The organism is Paenibacillus sp. OT2-17 (genome assembly GCF_009827695.1).
Classification (GTDB): domain Bacteria; phylum Bacillota; class Bacilli; order Paenibacillales; family Paenibacillaceae; genus Paenibacillus; species Paenibacillus polymyxa_B.
This window is the reverse complement of the sequence record NZ_WUDQ01000006.1, coordinates 39,216-53,787: the sequence shown is the minus strand read 5'-3', so window position 1 is coordinate 53,787 and position 14,572 is coordinate 39,216. Positions and strand designations below refer to the sequence as shown.

Below are 14,572 nucleotides of genomic sequence, written 5' to 3'. Positions count from 1 at the left end.
GAGGATTTTGCAAAAATCCCATAAGCGACTTCCAATGAACAAGATATAGATCGAAATGGTTTAGTTCGTCTATATCTTGCACTTCGGAGCGACTGGAATCGAATTTTGCAAAATCCTGATATAAAAAAAAGCGAACCTCAATGGCTCGCCCTAGTGCTGATACCTATAGAGTCAGCTTGTGATGCCTTTGTTCCGGCGCCACTCCTTGACAAATAATTCGGCAAAATAAGGGTCCCATTGGGTTCCCTTTCCCTCTTCCAATATCATAACCGCCTTCTCTTCCTTCATACCTTGCCGATAGGGACGATCAGACGTCATCGCATCATAAGCATCCGCTACAGCAATGATTCGCCCAAATAAGGGGATATCTTCCCCAGCGAGCTGGTCAGGGTATCCCTTGCCATCATAACGTTCATGGTGCGATCGCACGCCGGGCAAATAAGGAGCCATAGCATAAGCTGGTTCAACTTGCCGGAGAATACTCTCTCCCATAACCGGGTGCATTTTAATCTGATCAAACTCCTCGTCCGTCAGCTTACCGTCCTTGAGCAGAACAGCGTCAGCCACGCCGATTTTACCGATATCATGCAGCAAAGCTGTTTTGCGCAGCAAGTCGAGGTCTGTCTCATTCAAACCTCCCTTGCGCCCAATGAGTACGGAGTATTCAGCCACACGCAAAGAATGTCCTGCGGTATAGGCATCTCGCGCATCCAGCGCTGCCGCCAAGGTGGCGAAGTAACTGTCCAATAGCTGACCGTTCTTTTCTTCCCGTTCCTTCAGGCCCTCGATCATCATGTTAAAGCCTTCAACCAACTCGGCAAATTCGTCGGAGTACAAGTCGCTGGCATTACTGTTCAGGCGGCCTTCCCTCACTGCATTCATTTTTTCCAGCAGGTGGTGGATCGGCTGTTCGATCTCACGGGTCAACAACCTTCCTCCCAGATAAGCAAAGGCTACACCAAAAATTAAAATCGTACCCGCCCATGCCCAATAGGAACTCGAATCCGTCGCCTCCAAACGTTCCAGGCGAATCTGTGTAGCTAGACAAAATAAAAACAGAGGAAAAGCACCAATGAGCGTCGCGCTTAACTGAAATTTATGCCGAAGCGATAGTAGGACTCGTCCTCGCAGGGACAGGTTTAATCCATATTGCTGATAGGTTCGATCACGGATTTCCTCCAGCAGCGGCTTGATTGCTCTCATTGTCAGGAAAAATTCAACCAGTGCGTGCATCGAAGCAACCAGACAAGCTCCTATACAGGCGATTCCTACATAATACAAGGGAAAGGTAAGTTGTCCAGTATGTATCATCCATAAGGCAATGACGGCTGCCGGGATAGAGAAACCCAACAAATGCGGTCCAACAATACGTAAAACTGACAAATTAGGCAGATGATGAACCCGGATATACACCGCTTCTACATCCTTGAGTGTTTCCTGATTGCCGTAAAAAAAACGATGAACCGGTCTCAAATGCATTCGAAACACTATGGTTTCACAAGCAATCATAATGACGCTGGAAAATGCAATAATTTTAACAAGACCCAGAATTTCATAGTGGGCTACATTTAACGTGGAAAATACAAAAATCATACCTACCAACAATACAGCGATAAACGAACCTATAATATAGTTCAGGATAACATGCTGAATAAAGCGCTTATAGGTCGGCAAATTGCTACCCCTCTTTTCATCCGTACACTCTAAAATATCTTGTGTATTCAATATCGGAGTCCAACCATCAAAAGTTTACCTTCTTGCTCGAGCATTTTACATAAATACGAGGACGGCTTTTAATCTGCAATCTATAGATGGAAAATCATCTTATTCTTAATTAAGAAACTCTCGAGGGAAGAGCATTTTAGCCAACATTTTTTCCAGTCTATAATCAAAAAGCCAAAAATGACTTGTGTTTTATAATCATTCTTGCTATACTATTAAAGTATGTATTAACCCCATAGGATTCCACGCAACAAGCTATTACTCCTAATCACCGTATGGAGCTTCTCCTAATTTTATGTATAACCCTAATGTAGAATTTTGAGCTTTTGCCGAAGATTTTCACATTCACACTGGCGCGGTCATCGGAGCCGCAAGGACGAAAGAGAGGTAGGGCTTTTGTCGTTTGGAAAATGAACAGTGGAATCACACTGCCCCTTATGAACATGCTGACCATATAATGCAAGGTAGCAGGGGTTGAATATATATTATGCCATCAAACGATGAAGTTTGAGCAGGCCGTGCAGTATATGCAAACTGCACCATCCTCCGGATGATCCCCGGGGGATTTTTCATATACATAAGCGTATCTATGGACAAAAAAGTGGCCCTGCCGATACATCGGCAGGGCCTATAGCTTGATCAAAAAGGGGTTAATAGGGTCATTATAGTCTCGCTTTCTTAAAACTAAATGATATGCACCTTAAAAACTCATTAATTTTCCAGTTTTATATCCCTTCTAATAATTCGTCCAATATTCTGTACCATCGGGCGGCATCGTTTGCGTAGTGAAACGTCTTGTTTCCGCTTGAGTGCGCCTTTGGGTCGGGGGACGCTCCCACCCTTCCAGTAAAACAACATGCTGGGTACCCGAATTGTTTTCCCAAGTGATATAGCGTTCCTGTTCCATATGTCGCAAGGCGACTGTAATTTCAGCGTCTCGCTTGCCTGTTTTTACGGTCAATTCCGCCATTGTGGGCATGTGGCGATGCTGGGCGAAATAATTATACAAAATACGTAACAGCTTTCGTTCCAAATCTGGCAACATCATCTTTCCCCCCTACAAAGAACATATGTTCCTATTATAACATATAAAAATGCACCCTCCTACTGGAAGATGCATTCGGGCTTGTATGCCCATGTTGAATTTAGTTTTTTTCCTTCTCCTGACGACCGACAGAGCGCAGCCACCAGGCGATTCCACCAACACTTCCAAGTGCCAGAACCGTTAAGAAAATAATATAGAACAAATGAAATGCACGATCACTCATGGCAATCGCCTCCTTACTTTATGTATACACTTTCCAGCTAAGCCTGTAAACCTCTTTTTAGTCCCACATTCTAAATTTCCCCAAAAACTCGACAATAGATACTTGCTTGAGATCCATCGGTGCATACTAACTAAAAGTGGTTAATACCAAATATGAGACAGACCAAGGAGGTTATCGAATATGAAATTCCTATTGATCGTAATCATCGTCGTGCTGATCGTTGTGTTGCTTATGAGAAGACGCAGATAAGCGGAGACATCCTGCATGGTTAAAAAGGAATACAAAAAGGGCTTTCGGCACATCACCGAAAGCCTTTATTCATCTGAGGTTAAGGCTAAATTACGCCTTGTTCTTCTTGTTATATTTAATAAAAGCAATTACAAGCGCTACAGCAAACAATATTCCGCTGACCACCCATGTTGTCAGAAATGCCATACCCAAACCGACATTAGACCCCATCGTCGGGTGATTCATGGCAGTAAACACTGATCCCTGCATCATAAATATGGTACAGAACAAAACAACGGGCGCTAAAATAATCGTGCTTGCTGTCTTCCGAGTACCAGATACTGCGATCACGCACAGAGCGGAAATCACCAAGATCACCCAATATATAACTGCTTCCCAAATCACTGAAGTGCCCACCTGTTCAACCTCTTTTCTATCCATTCGTATATGCCTCTTCTATTGTAACAGACGTCACACAGTGAACCAAGCCATAATTTGATCAGAAAAGGGGTAAACCCTGCGGATAACGTAAATAATGTACAGTAGCGATCCTACACCAAAGACATGAAAGGAAATGTTCACTCACGTTCAGCCATAACCGAATACGTCTTATAGCCACCATCAACGTTCCTCACCCGATAACCGTATTGAGTCAAAATTCGGGCCGCAATATAGCCTCGCAGACCGACTTGGCAGGATACCGCGATCTCTAGATCACTAGGGATTTCTGCCATCCGCTCTCTAATTTCGGCCAGAGGAATATGAATCGAACCTGGAATGGCCCCTGCCTGTAGCTCCACCGCATCCCTAACATCAATAATAAGACCACCATTGCGGTGAAAATCATCAACTTCATGCCACTGTATCGTTTGGACCAGCCCATCCATGATATTCGAAGCCACGTAACCCGCCATATTCACAGGGTCTTTTGCTGAAGAATAAGGAGGTGCATAAGCAAGTTCAATATCAGCCAGTTCACGGACGTTCAAATGGCCACGAATAGCCGTCGCAATGACATCAATCCTTTTGTCTGCTCCATCAGCTCCAAAAGCCTGCGCCCCATAGATCATCCCGTTTTCGGGATTAAAGAGCAGCTTCATAGCAATGGGTGATGCGCCAGGATAATAGCCGGCATGCGAACCAGGATGAATATGAACTGCCTGATAAGGAACGCCCAGCTGCTGTAGTGTTTTTTCATTATTGCCTGTAGAAGCTGAAGTCAATGCAAAGGTCTTAATTACGGATGTTCCAAGCGCCCCATCATAAGATATTGCCTGACCGTTAATATGATCCGCTGCCAAACGCCCCTGACGATTGGCTCCCCAGGCTAGCGATACCATCGTTGCAAACCCATGATTGCGGTCTTTGACCTGAATGGCATCCCCCACCGCATAAATGGCCGGATCGCTGGTTTGCAGTTGGGCGTTCACCTGAATAGCGCCGCGAAAACCAAGTTCCAATCCGCTTTGCTTGGCCAACTCATTTTCAGGAACAACACCGATCGCGAGAATAACCATGTCCGTCTGAAGCACACCCCCGGAAGTCAAACGAAGTTGTGTACCCTGCTCTTCAAAAGCTGTGACTCCTTCCTCTAAACGCACCTCCACCCCGTTCAGCCTCATATGCTGTTCTACCCATTTTGCCATTTCAGGGTCCAGTGGATTCAATAATTGTTGCCCCATATCAATAATGGTTACTGCAAGTCCACGCTCCCGCAAATTCTCGGCCATCTCCAGCCCAATAAATCCGGCCCCGATCACCGTGACGTGCTTTGGATGCCTTTCATCTACATATGCCTTAATAACGTCCGTGTCATGAATATTTCTTAATGTAAATAAATTCATAGCTTCATGTAATCCAGGAATGTCCGGTATCATCGGTTTGGCTCCCGGCGACAATACCACAATATCGTACGGCTGCTCATCTGTTTCCCCTGTAATCATATCGCGGAAATGGACGAGCTTCTGCTCGCGGTCTATTTGTATCACTTCTTTCAGTACCCGTACATCTATATTAAAGCGGTCTCTTATCCCTTGAGGTGTCTGGAGAAACAGCTTCTCCCGCGCATGGATTGCCCCGCCAATATAGTAAGGAAGGCCACAGTTTGCAAAAGAAACATGCTCTCCGCGTTCAAACAAAATAATCTCGTCTTCCTCATTCCATCTACGTAATCTCGCAGCAGCAGAAGCTCCACCTGCTACCCCGCCAATAATAACTATTTTCCTACCCATTTCTTCCCCTCCTTATATACCCTATGGGGTATAATATATACCTATGGGGGTATGTTGTCAATACGCAAAAAAAGACGGAGGTTGCCCCCCGCCTGATAAACATTGAACGAATACTGATCTGGGTCGAAAAATCACTTGCGAATTCTACACGAATGCTCTGTCACACTTAGTCTAAGAAGGATCTACTGCTACTACTGCTGGCTGGCCGCGATCGCCTGCTCCAGATCGTACAATATATCGTCTATCGCTTCTGTCCCGACAGATAGGCGTAACAGCTCTGGTTTGACTCCTGCAGCAACCTGTTCTTCCACATTCAACTGCTGGTGCGTTGTGCTTGCCGGGTGAATAATCAAAGACTTGGAATCACCTACATTCGCCAAATGAGAAAATAGCTTTACATTCGCAATTAGCTTGCTTCCCGCCTGGCTTCCACCTTTAATACCAAAGGTCAGGATTGCTCCTTGTCCTTTCGGCAAATACTTTTGAGCTAATTCATAGGACGGATGGCTCGGCAACCCGGTGTAGCTGACCCACTCCACATCCTTGTGGCCTTCGAGATATTGCGCTACCTTCAAGGCATTTTGACTATGTCTTTCCAACCGCAGATGAAGTGTCTCCAAGCCCTGAAGCAGCAGCCATGAATTAAACGGAGAAATGGCAGCTCCCAAGTCCCGCAGCAATTGGACCCGTGCCTTGATAATATATGCGATAGGTCCCACCGCCTCGGTGTAAACAACTCCGTGGTAGCTCGGGTCCGGCTCAGTCAGTCCTGGGAAACGACCACTCGCTTTCCAGTCAAACTTGCCGCTGTCCACGATCACCCCACCAATAGACGTACCGTGTCCGCCAATAAACTTCGTTGCAGAATGCACGACAATGTCCGCTCCGTATTCAATAGGACGCAACAAGTAAGGACTTGGGAACGTGTTATCCACAATCAGCGGAATACCATATTCGTGCGCAATCGCCGCTACAGCTTCCACATCCAGCACATTGCCCTGTGGGTTGCCAATCGTTTCGGCAAATAATGCCTTCGTCTTATCCGTAATGGCATTACGGAAGTTCTCTGGATCATCCGAATCGACAAAATGTACTTTAATGCCCAATTTCGGCAGTGTCGTAGAAAATAGATTATATGTACCGCCATACAGACTGGAGGCCGACACAATTTCATCCCCAGCTCCCGCAATGTTCAGGATGGAGAAGGAAATCGCCGCCGCTCCCGAAGCCGTTGCCAACGCGCCAGCCCCGCCTTCCAACGCGGCGATCCGTTGCTCGAATACATCCGTGGTCGGATTCATCAGACGCGTATAAATGTTGCCGAATTCTTTCAGCGAGAACAAATCAGCCGCATGCTCCGCATCCCGAAATCCATATGAAGTGGTTTGATACAATGGAACGGCGCGGGCAAAGGTAGTAGGATCAATTTGTTGTCCGGCATGGACAGCGAGAGTTTCGAATGACAGCTTGCGTTCTTCTGACATGGTTATTTCCTCCCTTGTTATACGTGCTGTATGAATCGTCTCTTCCTGTATGCGTACTCATGGATGATTTTTCAATCATTCTCGCACAAAAAGAACGATTTGGGAAGATAATTCTCATTATTCAGGTAGGATATTATAATTTTATTAAAATATCAGTTTTCTACCAACAAACAGCAATTACAGGCAATAAGCTACATATTGATGAATTTTGTTTCTGGAATAGATAAAGGATTTTCATATACATGGGGCACCGATCTTCATTTGGTACATGCCAAAGACCGGATTATAAATACAATTGGGTTTGAAGATCGTTACAAACGACAAGAATTCAAACTCCTTACCGATTTTGCTCTGGCTGAACTAGCACGTGACTATGAAGAAGCGAAAACTTCTATACTCGAAGTAATTGTTTCCACAAAGGAAAGATACTTCTTACAACCTAATAAAAAATAAAACTTTCCCTATTACCATTTTTGTGGTAAGAGCTGTTATAAAGTATACAAGAGAAATCCTGAATACGATTAGTACAACATTAAAGGCAACATTAAGAAATGATACCGTGCTATTTACTGGTGGCCGGTCCAATCTAATCGGTCAGAAGGAAGTTAAAGCACATTACAAATTTGCCCGGTTTGTAGAGGATTCGGAAATCGCTAATGTGCTCGGTTTTTACAAATAAGCAAAAGCTATGGTAGCCGCTAGATCAGAGTGAAACAAATGGGCGATAAAGTAAGAATAGAAGTCACTTTCAACACAGACAAACATGCAGACATTTTAGCTGCTATGAAGAAATTTGGAAGCCAGGCTGGTTTCCTTAAATCGCAGCAGTCCACTATTTGAATACAACAGGGGGCAATAATCCCAATGCTATTCTGCCCCCTAACCCAGAGATAAGCAAGACTCCAGCGGAACATCAGCCAACCAACCGTTTCAAGAAACACGTAGAACTTCCCCCAGGGATTGGCGGTCAAGCCATTTCCTCACGACTCGAATAAACAAAGCCCCTGCGGCTGGCAGGGGCTTTCTTTGTTTGTAAGTTTGGATTTTAGACCAATTGGGCGGTGCCTTTCGGGCTATATTAACACCCATTCCAGCGTCCCCATTAGGCCGCAAAAGCTCTGATGGCCTTTCAAGCATCCTTTAAGCCTTTTCTTTGAAACGATCCCTAGAAGGCCATTCTCCACGTATACATCAAGAAACTTACTACTCTCTGGATGTCCACCCGGCCCAAAATAGAAACCTCCAAATAAAAAGTATTAATGTGTTGTAAAAATGGCTCCTTTTTTTCCCTATATAACGAGAAGCAAATAAAGCGCGCAGCTCTCTAGTCTGATTAGACAAAAAAACTTTAAGTAAAAGGAGCTAATTAATTATGGCATTTACAAAAGAATACACTGCTAATGTTGTTTTGAATTTGGACCAGGTTAGACAACTGCAAAGAGCACAACGAACTGTTTATGATAAGGGCCTTGTAGAGCAGAATACTAATGCTTTGGCCGCTGGGTTGAGTTCTTCGCTTTCTATACTAGGGGCTATATTTTTTAAGTACACTGCACCTAGTTTGGCAGCAGGCATTGCCTCTCTCCTGTTAGGTATGGTTCCTAATGAAAAAGATGCTCTCAAAAGTATGGTTATTAATGGTTACTGGGAGATGGGATATCTTCAAGACTTTTTGGAGGACAATCAAGGGAAATATGATTTGATTGATGTCAAATTTCCATTTATTGAATATGAAACACAGGGGATCAGATTCATTACTGGTAAAGGTGTAGTAACACGAGTGCATTCCACCAGCGGTGGATGGATGCTTATGTAATAGTCAGTTATAGAACAAACGACCGCTTGCCTAGCTAAGACAAGCGGTCGTTTGTTTCTTCAAAATTTATTTGAACAAGTTTTCTATTAGCTTCCCATTATATCCACTGATGATTTCATATGAAACAACATTACTTTTAGGAACGGGCGTGTTGTATTTATAAACCACTAAACTTTTTTCTCCAAAAATGGTTAATCCAACGCTTCTTTCTTGTTTTGATCGTATAGTAATCCAATACAAGCCGGACGAAGGAGCGCTTGAATCAGATTTTTTTAGCTGTACTTTCGAAAGTTCTTCTATGATTTGATGAATTTCTTTAGCATTTGACACAGTTATCTTTTTTTCATTGGCAGAATTGTCCTCTGATTTAATGATTTCAATGGTATCAATTTCTTTCAGATTCACTTGCTCTAAAGCTGCTTCTTTAAAAGAAATAGTCGATTTAGATACAAAAATGCCTCCCACGACGATGATTACTACGAAAAGTATTATGATACTTAGAGCATACTTTTTTTGTATTTTCATAAAGCCCTCCTTATAAATCGAATTATACATAATGTACCATTAATATAAAAATATTTCCATGGCACTATTGTTGTGTTTGTAAAAAAGAGAACTGATGATTGTCGAACATCTTTGTATGCAATTTGTCTTCATATATGTCCTATCGACGGTAAAGCCGCCAGAATGTTTTTCAAAAAAATAATAAAAAAACGCTGTGAGCAGGATACTTGGAATAAAATCACTTACACACAGAATCCAATCGTATAAGCATCGAAACTTCATTAGATTTATGGCCTGCTCACGGATCAGGTTTAAATAATTCGGTGTAATTTTGACCGGATAAAATCCGGCACACTCCCGCAGAATATTTTCTATTGTCCACACCTTTCTCGCCCAGTATTAATAATTCTGGCCGCCCTGCTCTTGGGCTTGCCCAAAGCCAGGTATATTGTCTTTTCGCTCCACCGCCGAACCAATAAATGTGTTTACGTATAAAGGCTCGGATCAGGCGCATTTCCTTACGGGCTATTTCCTTCTGTTCCTCTGCTTCTTGTGGGTTGCCTGCACCTTCACCGTTCTTTAAATCATAATTCGCATGACCGACTTCATCAATTGTAGTCAGAGCACATATGGCTTCTTCAATCACAATGGTGAGCGTGAGCACCTACTTTGCTTCCTTTTCCCAGTCGTAAGCAAAAATAGATTCCTTCAGCTCCCCATACGAATTAACAACTCTAAACGTAGCAGTTGGCTTCGCTATATCGTCTTCTTAAAGGAAATTTCAAATAGTTCCAAAATAATTCAAAATTTTATTATATTCGTTAAAAAAAGAAAATTCATTCTATAAATTGGTTGTTATATTAATTTTGAGAACTCCTACCTTATATGTACGTATATGAACATAAGGGAGGAAATTTTTCTATGGGTGCTATTGAAGATTACCGACGCGAGTTATATAGAATTGCTTGGAGAATTCAATATCATACAAAACGCAATCGTAAACGTGAAATTTCTTTAGAATTCAAGCCTAATCTCTTTCAATCCTCTTTTTCGGAAGAGTCTGATAACAAAATAATGATACAATCGTATATTAATAGATTAAGGTCTGAGATAGGTAAAAAAGTCATCTATGAAATTTACATAAACGATAAAACAGAAGCCCAAGTTGCCAAGGAACTCCATATTACACAACAGGCGGTGAACAAATGGAAAAAGAAGGCGCTACACGATTTATGTCAGATGATGAGTTTATGAAACTAGTAGAACTTGCCCAAACCAAATCCGATGTAGAGGCAATGAATGCAATTTTTCAATACTTCGATCCAGATATTAAACGATTAAGTGAATTTATCCGTATGCCAAAAGAGGATGCGATCCAGAGTATGAAAACCGAACTTCTTGAGTTTATCATGAAAAAATAAAGAGCCCTTGGCAATAAGCTGCTTCCGGTGCCCTACCGTGAGCAGCTTATTTAGTCTTCTTGATCCAGAAAAAATTTCATATTCAGGTTGTGTAGTTTCAGTCCCTAACTCCTACATAAGTGTAGGGATAATCGAGTAAAGAACATGAATCACAAAAATTCATGACTTCGCAATTTTCACGATTTGGTTGTAATTCACAGCCTTAAATCACCTACATAAGTGAGAGGGAATTGAAGACTGACGTCAAAAAATGTGGAGCCATTTAGATGTCAGCGACTCCATCAATTCTCTCATAAAAATTCGGGAGGTAATAAATTATGGCACAAATTCATTCTCAACACGCAACCTATCTTTCAAAAGATCAATTAAAGGAAATGATCGAACAATATACTGGAAAATCCGCTTCGACATTAGGATATGCAATTGGTGCATTCGGTTATAAACTTTGTTCTAACGCCCTTAAAGCAAAAATCCCACCTGTGATTGTAGCATGGCTGGGGGCAATTACTACTGTTGTAGCTGGGGCAGCCCTTCTTAAGGATATTAGCACCTATACTGAAAGACAGAATTTTGTAGGTTTGTTGCAAAATCTAGTCGATAATCCTAGACAGTACACCCGATTCAAAGTAGTATCGACCATTTGGATGGAATGGCATGAAGGTCCGACAATGGGTTATTACACCTATTATACGACAGTCTCCTATGAAGCAGTCTAAGCAGTAAACATAAAAAAGGGGCGGATCAATTCCGCCCTTTTTTTATAATCTCAGTAAAAGTTACACTACTGTAAATGAGGAAATATAATTCTGCGATTAGAAAAAGCAGCTTATGCATCCATGTTTCTTGTGACAGAAATAAAAATATGATAACTCCGAATGAAATTATAATCATAATCACTTCTACAATTGTATCACTTTTAATCCTGCTTCTCTGATTAGCCTGGTATTTTTCGTACAAAGCTCGACCAATCAAACGAATAGCGTAAGTAGCCATCAACCAATCATAAATAAAATGAGATGGATGATAAACAATACGCAATGTTAAGGTGGCCAAGAAAGCAATCAAAATAAGGACAATTGAATAATAGGGTTTCTTTAGCATAGTTTCAGTTTCTCCCCTTACTTCTTTTACAATTATTATACAGTATGTGTATGAAGATTCCATAAAATAAATATACTTGTAACCACAAGATCGGTTTTATCCGTTTTAATAATTGTATTTCATACTCGGCTACGTATCGGTAGAAGATTCTCTTCGACACGCCCAATTCATTCATGGCCGCGACTCTAGTAAAATCATTGGCTTTCCATTTTTCGTACACCTGAGTAAATATCGAACCCATCTGTTTCTTGGGCCGTACCAAACTCCCCACCTTCCTTTTTAGCAACAGCAATCCCTTCTGCTTGCCTGACACGATTCTTTTTCCGGTCCTCTGTTCGGCTCCCCATGCCAGCATACTAAGAAACTGGTCTTCCAGTAGCTTGCCTATATCACCCAGGGCCTTGAAACGGTGACTATCAAATAAGCTCTCATTCTTATGCATAAAATGTCGGCCTTCAGCTCAGGGGTAATATATTTCCACTCGCACAAAATGCCATTATATCTTGGCCAAGTCGATCAAGTGCATACAGGTATAACAGATCCCCTTCCCGAAGCATCAGCCGCATGGCGTTATATCGTATCCGGTTAAAGTATTTTCCACTTTGCTTGTCTATAAAAGTAAACCGTTCCTCAATGCCCAACTCCCGGAATTTTAGGAGCTGCCGTTCTGGATTTTGGCCTTTGGCCGACACCCGGGCATAAGCCATTTTTACCATGTGATGCATCGTCCTTTCAGTTCCAAAAAAGTGCACCATTAATATAGGAACGTTCCAATAGTGATTTATACACATTTCGGAACATGATGTAGACTGATTTAGAACCGTTCCTAAAAGCATGCTTTTAGGAATCCATTCACAAAGTTTCCGGAAGATATACACGGTTCAAACAAAGTTAATGTAGAAGTATGGGGCGTAGCCGGTTCGTTGCATTCGGACGCGAAATAATGGCTGAACAAATCAAAGAAGCTCCATACCGATGGCGAAGGCTGGAGCTTCTTTAGTTGTTTCTTAGGCTTTTTTATATACAGGCCATGACTATAATATTTTTTTATCTGAGATATTCGGGCTTATACATGCCAAGCCACTCCGCATATTCGCCTTGCTTGGCTCCTTAAAAACGCTTGATAAAGTAGTTGAAGCAGCAGCCGAAGATTGACCGCGCCAATATGCTCCATACCTATTCCCGGTGGTTTTCTCCTGTCTCACGCTCGCTTATAGACGTTTACTATCATACTTATGCCAATAATAATACCAACCAGCTTCCGCACAACGTCCAAAAGCTTCAGATACAAATCAAGAGACACGGCAGCCCCCCCTTTCGGGTAGCTTCGCCGTGTCATTCCCCACCAGTTACCTTGTCCCACTCATTATCGGAAGGTTTTGCCCAAATGCTCACCCAGGCCAAAATAATGACGGAAATTATAGATGAGTGGGCTCCACTTTGTCGGATCAATATGGTTCTCACCGAGGATCATATCCTGATGAACATGCACCTGTATGGCTTGAGTTTCGACGATCGCAAAATAAGGAGAATGGTTAGGGATTCTCACATCCTTCACCTTAGCTTCAATTTGAATAGGGCACTCCCTGATTCGGGCGGGCTTGACCCTATTCGACTCAATCGAAGTTAGTCCGCTGATCTCATACTTATCTTTATGGTGCATAAATCCATGTTCCTTCTTTTCCGCTGGAACAGGATTCTTGCCTGTATAAGGGGCTAAACGTTCTACATTTTCCCACATTGAAGGCCCCGGGACGTTGATTACACATTCGGAATGCCGCTCCATATTTTCTAATGCTTTGCCACCTGTTCCAATGCCTAATACCACACAATCTCCTAATGCCCACGAAGAGGAAATGGGGCTAATATTGGTTGTTCCATCCTCATTCAGCGTATTGAGTAAAATCACAGGGGTTCCGTAATATAAAATGCTAGGATTAATCGTTTTAACGTCTGGACTATAATTCATCTCATTCATCTGATTTATTGGGTTCATTATCTCTTCTCCTTCTATTCAGATCTGCCTCCCTATTATAAAATATAAATATTTCAACCTTCATCGAAGTATGGATTACAAAGGGGGATAACCGTGCCATGAGCACCAAATCAAATGTAGCCATGATTGCTTCTCTTGTTAGCGAGCCTTCCCGTGCAGCTATACTCACCGCTTTATTAGACGGCAGGTTCCACACGGCAAGTGAATTGGCCCATATGGCAGGCATCAAACCGCAAACGGCCAGCTTCCATCTGGCTAAAATGACCGAGGCACAAGTCGTTACTGTGGAAAAACAGGGGCGGCACCGTTACTTTGGCATTCAAGACCCCGAAGTTGCCCAGGTGATGGAGTCACTTTTATCCATAGCTCCACCTGTTCCCATTCATTCATTCAAACATGCCTCCGAAAACGAGGCCCTACGGTTGGCAAGAACTTGCTACGATCATGTTGCGGGTCAATTAGGCGTGCAGCTCATGAGTTTTTTCATTCAAAAGGGGATTCTTTCCGAAGATCAGGACGGGCTTCATATCACGGAACAAGGAGAGACTTTCTTCACTGACTTTCAGATTGACCTTACACAAACAAGACACAAGCGCCGCTCCTTCTCACATAAATGCCTAGATTGGAGTGAACGACGCCATCACCTTGCAGGTGCTTTAGGAAGTGCTGTTCTGGACAGATTATTCGAATTAAATTGGATCGAGCGTCTGCCCACAACCCGAGCGATACGTATTACAGCCGATGGTAAAAGAGGTTTTAAAGAGATATTTTCGATAGAGGTCGACTAGATCATCATAGTTC

18 protein-coding genes are annotated in these 14,572 nt (G+C 42.7%); 6 read left to right on the top strand and 12 right to left on the bottom strand.

Annotation, left to right across the window (positions count from 1 at the left end; all coding sequences use genetic code 11):
• Nucleotides 1–171 precede the first annotated feature (171 nt).
• The 6 genes from GRP75_RS03525 to GRP75_RS03505 all read right to left on the bottom strand — a co-directional run bounded on the left by GRP75_RS03525 (nucleotide 172) and on the right by GRP75_RS03505 (nucleotide 6,933).
• A complete protein-coding gene (locus GRP75_RS03525) occupies nucleotides 172–1,674 on the bottom strand; it encodes an HD-GYP domain-containing protein (RefSeq protein ID WP_023986780.1) in 1,503 nt (500 codons plus the stop codon).
• Between the two features lie 784 nt (nucleotides 1,675–2,458).
• Nucleotides 2,459–2,767, bottom strand: coding sequence for a hypothetical protein (locus GRP75_RS03520; protein WP_160788628.1), 309 nt, complete (start codon nucleotides 2,765–2,767; stop codon nucleotides 2,459–2,461).
• A 100-nt stretch (nucleotides 2,768–2,867) separates the two neighbouring features.
• Entirely contained in the window at nucleotides 2,868–2,990 is a 123-nt protein-coding gene (locus GRP75_RS30240) for a hypothetical protein (protein WP_023986778.1), read from the bottom strand.
• Nucleotides 2,991–3,329: 339 nt separating this feature from the next.
• Nucleotides 3,330–3,659, bottom strand: coding sequence for a hypothetical protein (locus GRP75_RS03515; RefSeq protein ID WP_023986776.1), 330 nt, complete (start codon nucleotides 3,657–3,659; stop codon nucleotides 3,330–3,332).
• 137 nt (nucleotides 3,660–3,796) lie between these two features.
• Nucleotides 3,797–5,449 carry a CoA-disulfide reductase gene (locus GRP75_RS03510; protein ID WP_160788611.1) on the bottom strand — a complete coding sequence of 551 codons (1,653 nt, stop codon included), beginning with the start codon at nucleotides 5,447–5,449 and terminating at the stop codon, nucleotides 3,797–3,799.
• 191 nt (nucleotides 5,450–5,640) lie between these two features.
• Entirely contained in the window at nucleotides 5,641–6,933 is a 1,293-nt protein-coding gene (locus GRP75_RS03505) for a homocysteine synthase (RefSeq protein ID WP_013308539.1), read from the bottom strand.
• 201 nt (nucleotides 6,934–7,134) lie between these two features.
• Here GRP75_RS03505 and GRP75_RS03500 point away from each other — a divergent pair, with 201 nt between their 5' ends.
• Together GRP75_RS03500 and GRP75_RS29100 are read left to right on the top strand one after the other, a co-directional pair.
• Nucleotides 7,135–7,386, top strand: coding sequence for an acetate and sugar kinases/Hsc70/actin family protein (locus tag GRP75_RS03500; RefSeq protein ID WP_028541157.1), 252 nt, complete (start codon nucleotides 7,135–7,137; stop codon nucleotides 7,384–7,386).
• 919 nt (nucleotides 7,387–8,305) lie between these two features.
• Complete coding sequence (locus tag GRP75_RS29100) at nucleotides 8,306–8,749, top strand: hypothetical protein (RefSeq protein ID WP_049828373.1); 444 nt, start codon at nucleotides 8,306–8,308, stop codon at nucleotides 8,747–8,749.
• Between the two features lie 66 nt (nucleotides 8,750–8,815).
• On the opposite strand, the gene GRP75_RS03495 is transcribed toward GRP75_RS29100, so the two are convergent.
• Nucleotides 8,816–9,274, bottom strand: a complete 459-nt coding sequence (locus tag GRP75_RS03495) for a DUF5301 domain-containing protein (protein WP_028541159.1) — start codon at nucleotides 9,272–9,274, stop codon at nucleotides 8,816–8,818.
• A gap of 277 nt (nucleotides 9,275–9,551) precedes the next feature.
• On the bottom strand, nucleotides 9,552–9,917 hold the full coding sequence (locus tag GRP75_RS03490; protein ID WP_028541160.1) for a hypothetical protein: 366 nt from the start codon (nucleotides 9,915–9,917) through the stop codon (nucleotides 9,552–9,554).
• A 257-nt stretch (nucleotides 9,918–10,174) separates the two neighbouring features.
• Between GRP75_RS03490 and GRP75_RS03485 the strand changes: the two genes are divergently transcribed.
• The 3 genes from GRP75_RS03485 (at nucleotide 10,175) to GRP75_RS03475 (ending at nucleotide 11,390) form a co-directional block, all read left to right on the top strand.
• Nucleotides 10,175–10,507, top strand: coding sequence for an RNA polymerase sigma factor (locus GRP75_RS03485; RefSeq protein ID WP_028541161.1), 333 nt, complete (start codon nucleotides 10,175–10,177; stop codon nucleotides 10,505–10,507).
• A complete protein-coding gene (locus tag GRP75_RS03480; RefSeq protein WP_237448909.1) occupies nucleotides 10,459–10,674 on the top strand; it encodes a helix-turn-helix domain-containing protein in 216 nt (71 codons plus the stop codon). The genes GRP75_RS03485 and GRP75_RS03480 overlap by 49 nt, the downstream gene beginning before the upstream one ends.
• A gap of 317 nt (nucleotides 10,675–10,991) precedes the next feature.
• On the top strand, nucleotides 10,992–11,390 hold the full coding sequence (locus GRP75_RS03475; protein ID WP_028541163.1) for a hypothetical protein: 399 nt from the start codon (nucleotides 10,992–10,994) through the stop codon (nucleotides 11,388–11,390).
• A gap of 25 nt (nucleotides 11,391–11,415) precedes the next feature.
• Here the strand turns inward: GRP75_RS03475 and GRP75_RS03470 are convergent, their stop codons facing one another.
• The 4 genes from GRP75_RS03470 to GRP75_RS03460 all read right to left on the bottom strand — a co-directional run bounded on the left by GRP75_RS03470 (nucleotide 11,416) and on the right by GRP75_RS03460 (nucleotide 13,771).
• Nucleotides 11,416–11,775, bottom strand: coding sequence for a hypothetical protein (locus GRP75_RS03470; RefSeq protein ID WP_028541164.1), 360 nt, complete (start codon nucleotides 11,773–11,775; stop codon nucleotides 11,416–11,418).
• A 4-nt stretch (nucleotides 11,776–11,779) separates the two neighbouring features.
• Nucleotides 11,780–12,217, bottom strand: coding sequence for a hypothetical protein (locus tag GRP75_RS30410; protein ID WP_076158804.1), 438 nt, complete (start codon nucleotides 12,215–12,217; stop codon nucleotides 11,780–11,782).
• A 13-nt stretch (nucleotides 12,218–12,230) separates the two neighbouring features.
• Entirely contained in the window at nucleotides 12,231–12,491 is a 261-nt protein-coding gene (locus GRP75_RS30405) for a recombinase family protein (RefSeq protein WP_337194206.1), read from the bottom strand.
• Nucleotides 12,492–13,141: 650 nt separating this feature from the next.
• Nucleotides 13,142–13,771, bottom strand: coding sequence for a flavin reductase family protein (locus GRP75_RS03460; protein WP_160788610.1), 630 nt, complete (start codon nucleotides 13,769–13,771; stop codon nucleotides 13,142–13,144).
• A gap of 98 nt (nucleotides 13,772–13,869) precedes the next feature.
• Between GRP75_RS03460 and GRP75_RS03455 the strand changes: the two genes are divergently transcribed.
• Nucleotides 13,870–14,559 (top strand): ArsR/SmtB family transcription factor, encoded by a 690-nt coding sequence (locus GRP75_RS03455; protein ID WP_160788609.1) that lies wholly within the window; start codon nucleotides 13,870–13,872, stop codon nucleotides 14,557–14,559.
• Nucleotides 14,560–14,572: the final 13 nt, after the last annotated feature.

Coding starts and splice junctions, on each gene's coding strand:
- GRP75_RS03520 (WP_160788628.1), bottom strand. CDS start 2,767: ATGTTGCCAGATTTGGAACGAAAGCTGTTACGTATTTTGTATAATTAT.
- GRP75_RS30240 (WP_023986778.1), bottom strand. CDS start 2,990: ATGAGTGATCGTGCATTTCATTTGTTCTATATTATTTTCTTAACGGTT.
- GRP75_RS03515 (WP_023986776.1), bottom strand. CDS start 3,659: ATGGATAGAAAAGAGGTTGAACAGGTGGGCACTTCAGTGATTTGGGAA.
- GRP75_RS03510 (WP_160788611.1), bottom strand. CDS start 5,449: ATGGGTAGGAAAATAGTTATTATTGGCGGGGTAGCAGGTGGAGCTTCT.
- GRP75_RS03505 (WP_013308539.1), bottom strand. CDS start 6,933: ATGTCAGAAGAACGCAAGCTGTCATTCGAAACTCTCGCTGTCCATGCC.
- GRP75_RS03500 (WP_028541157.1), top strand. CDS start 7,135: ATGAATTTTGTTTCTGGAATAGATAAAGGATTTTCATATACATGGGGC.
- GRP75_RS29100 (WP_049828373.1), top strand. CDS start 8,306: ATGGCATTTACAAAAGAATACACTGCTAATGTTGTTTTGAATTTGGAC.
- GRP75_RS03495 (WP_028541159.1), bottom strand. CDS start 9,274: ATGAAAATACAAAAAAAGTATGCTCTAAGTATCATAATACTTTTCGTA.
- GRP75_RS03485 (WP_028541161.1), top strand. CDS start 10,175: ATGGGTGCTATTGAAGATTACCGACGCGAGTTATATAGAATTGCTTGG.
- GRP75_RS03480 (WP_237448909.1), top strand. CDS start 10,459: ATGGAAAAAGAAGGCGCTACACGATTTATGTCAGATGATGAGTTTATG.
- GRP75_RS03475 (WP_028541163.1), top strand. CDS start 10,992: ATGGCACAAATTCATTCTCAACACGCAACCTATCTTTCAAAAGATCAA.
- GRP75_RS03470 (WP_028541164.1), bottom strand. CDS start 11,775: ATGCTAAAGAAACCCTATTATTCAATTGTCCTTATTTTGATTGCTTTC.
- GRP75_RS30410 (WP_076158804.1), bottom strand. CDS start 12,217: ATGCATAAGAATGAGAGCTTATTTGATAGTCACCGTTTCAAGGCCCTG.
- GRP75_RS30405 (WP_337194206.1), bottom strand. CDS start 12,491: ATGGTAAAAATGGCTTATGCCCGGGTGTCGGCCAAAGGCCAAAATCCA.
- GRP75_RS03460 (WP_160788610.1), bottom strand. CDS start 13,771: ATGAACCCAATAAATCAGATGAATGAGATGAATTATAGTCCAGACGTT.
- GRP75_RS03455 (WP_160788609.1), top strand. CDS start 13,870: ATGAGCACCAAATCAAATGTAGCCATGATTGCTTCTCTTGTTAGCGAG.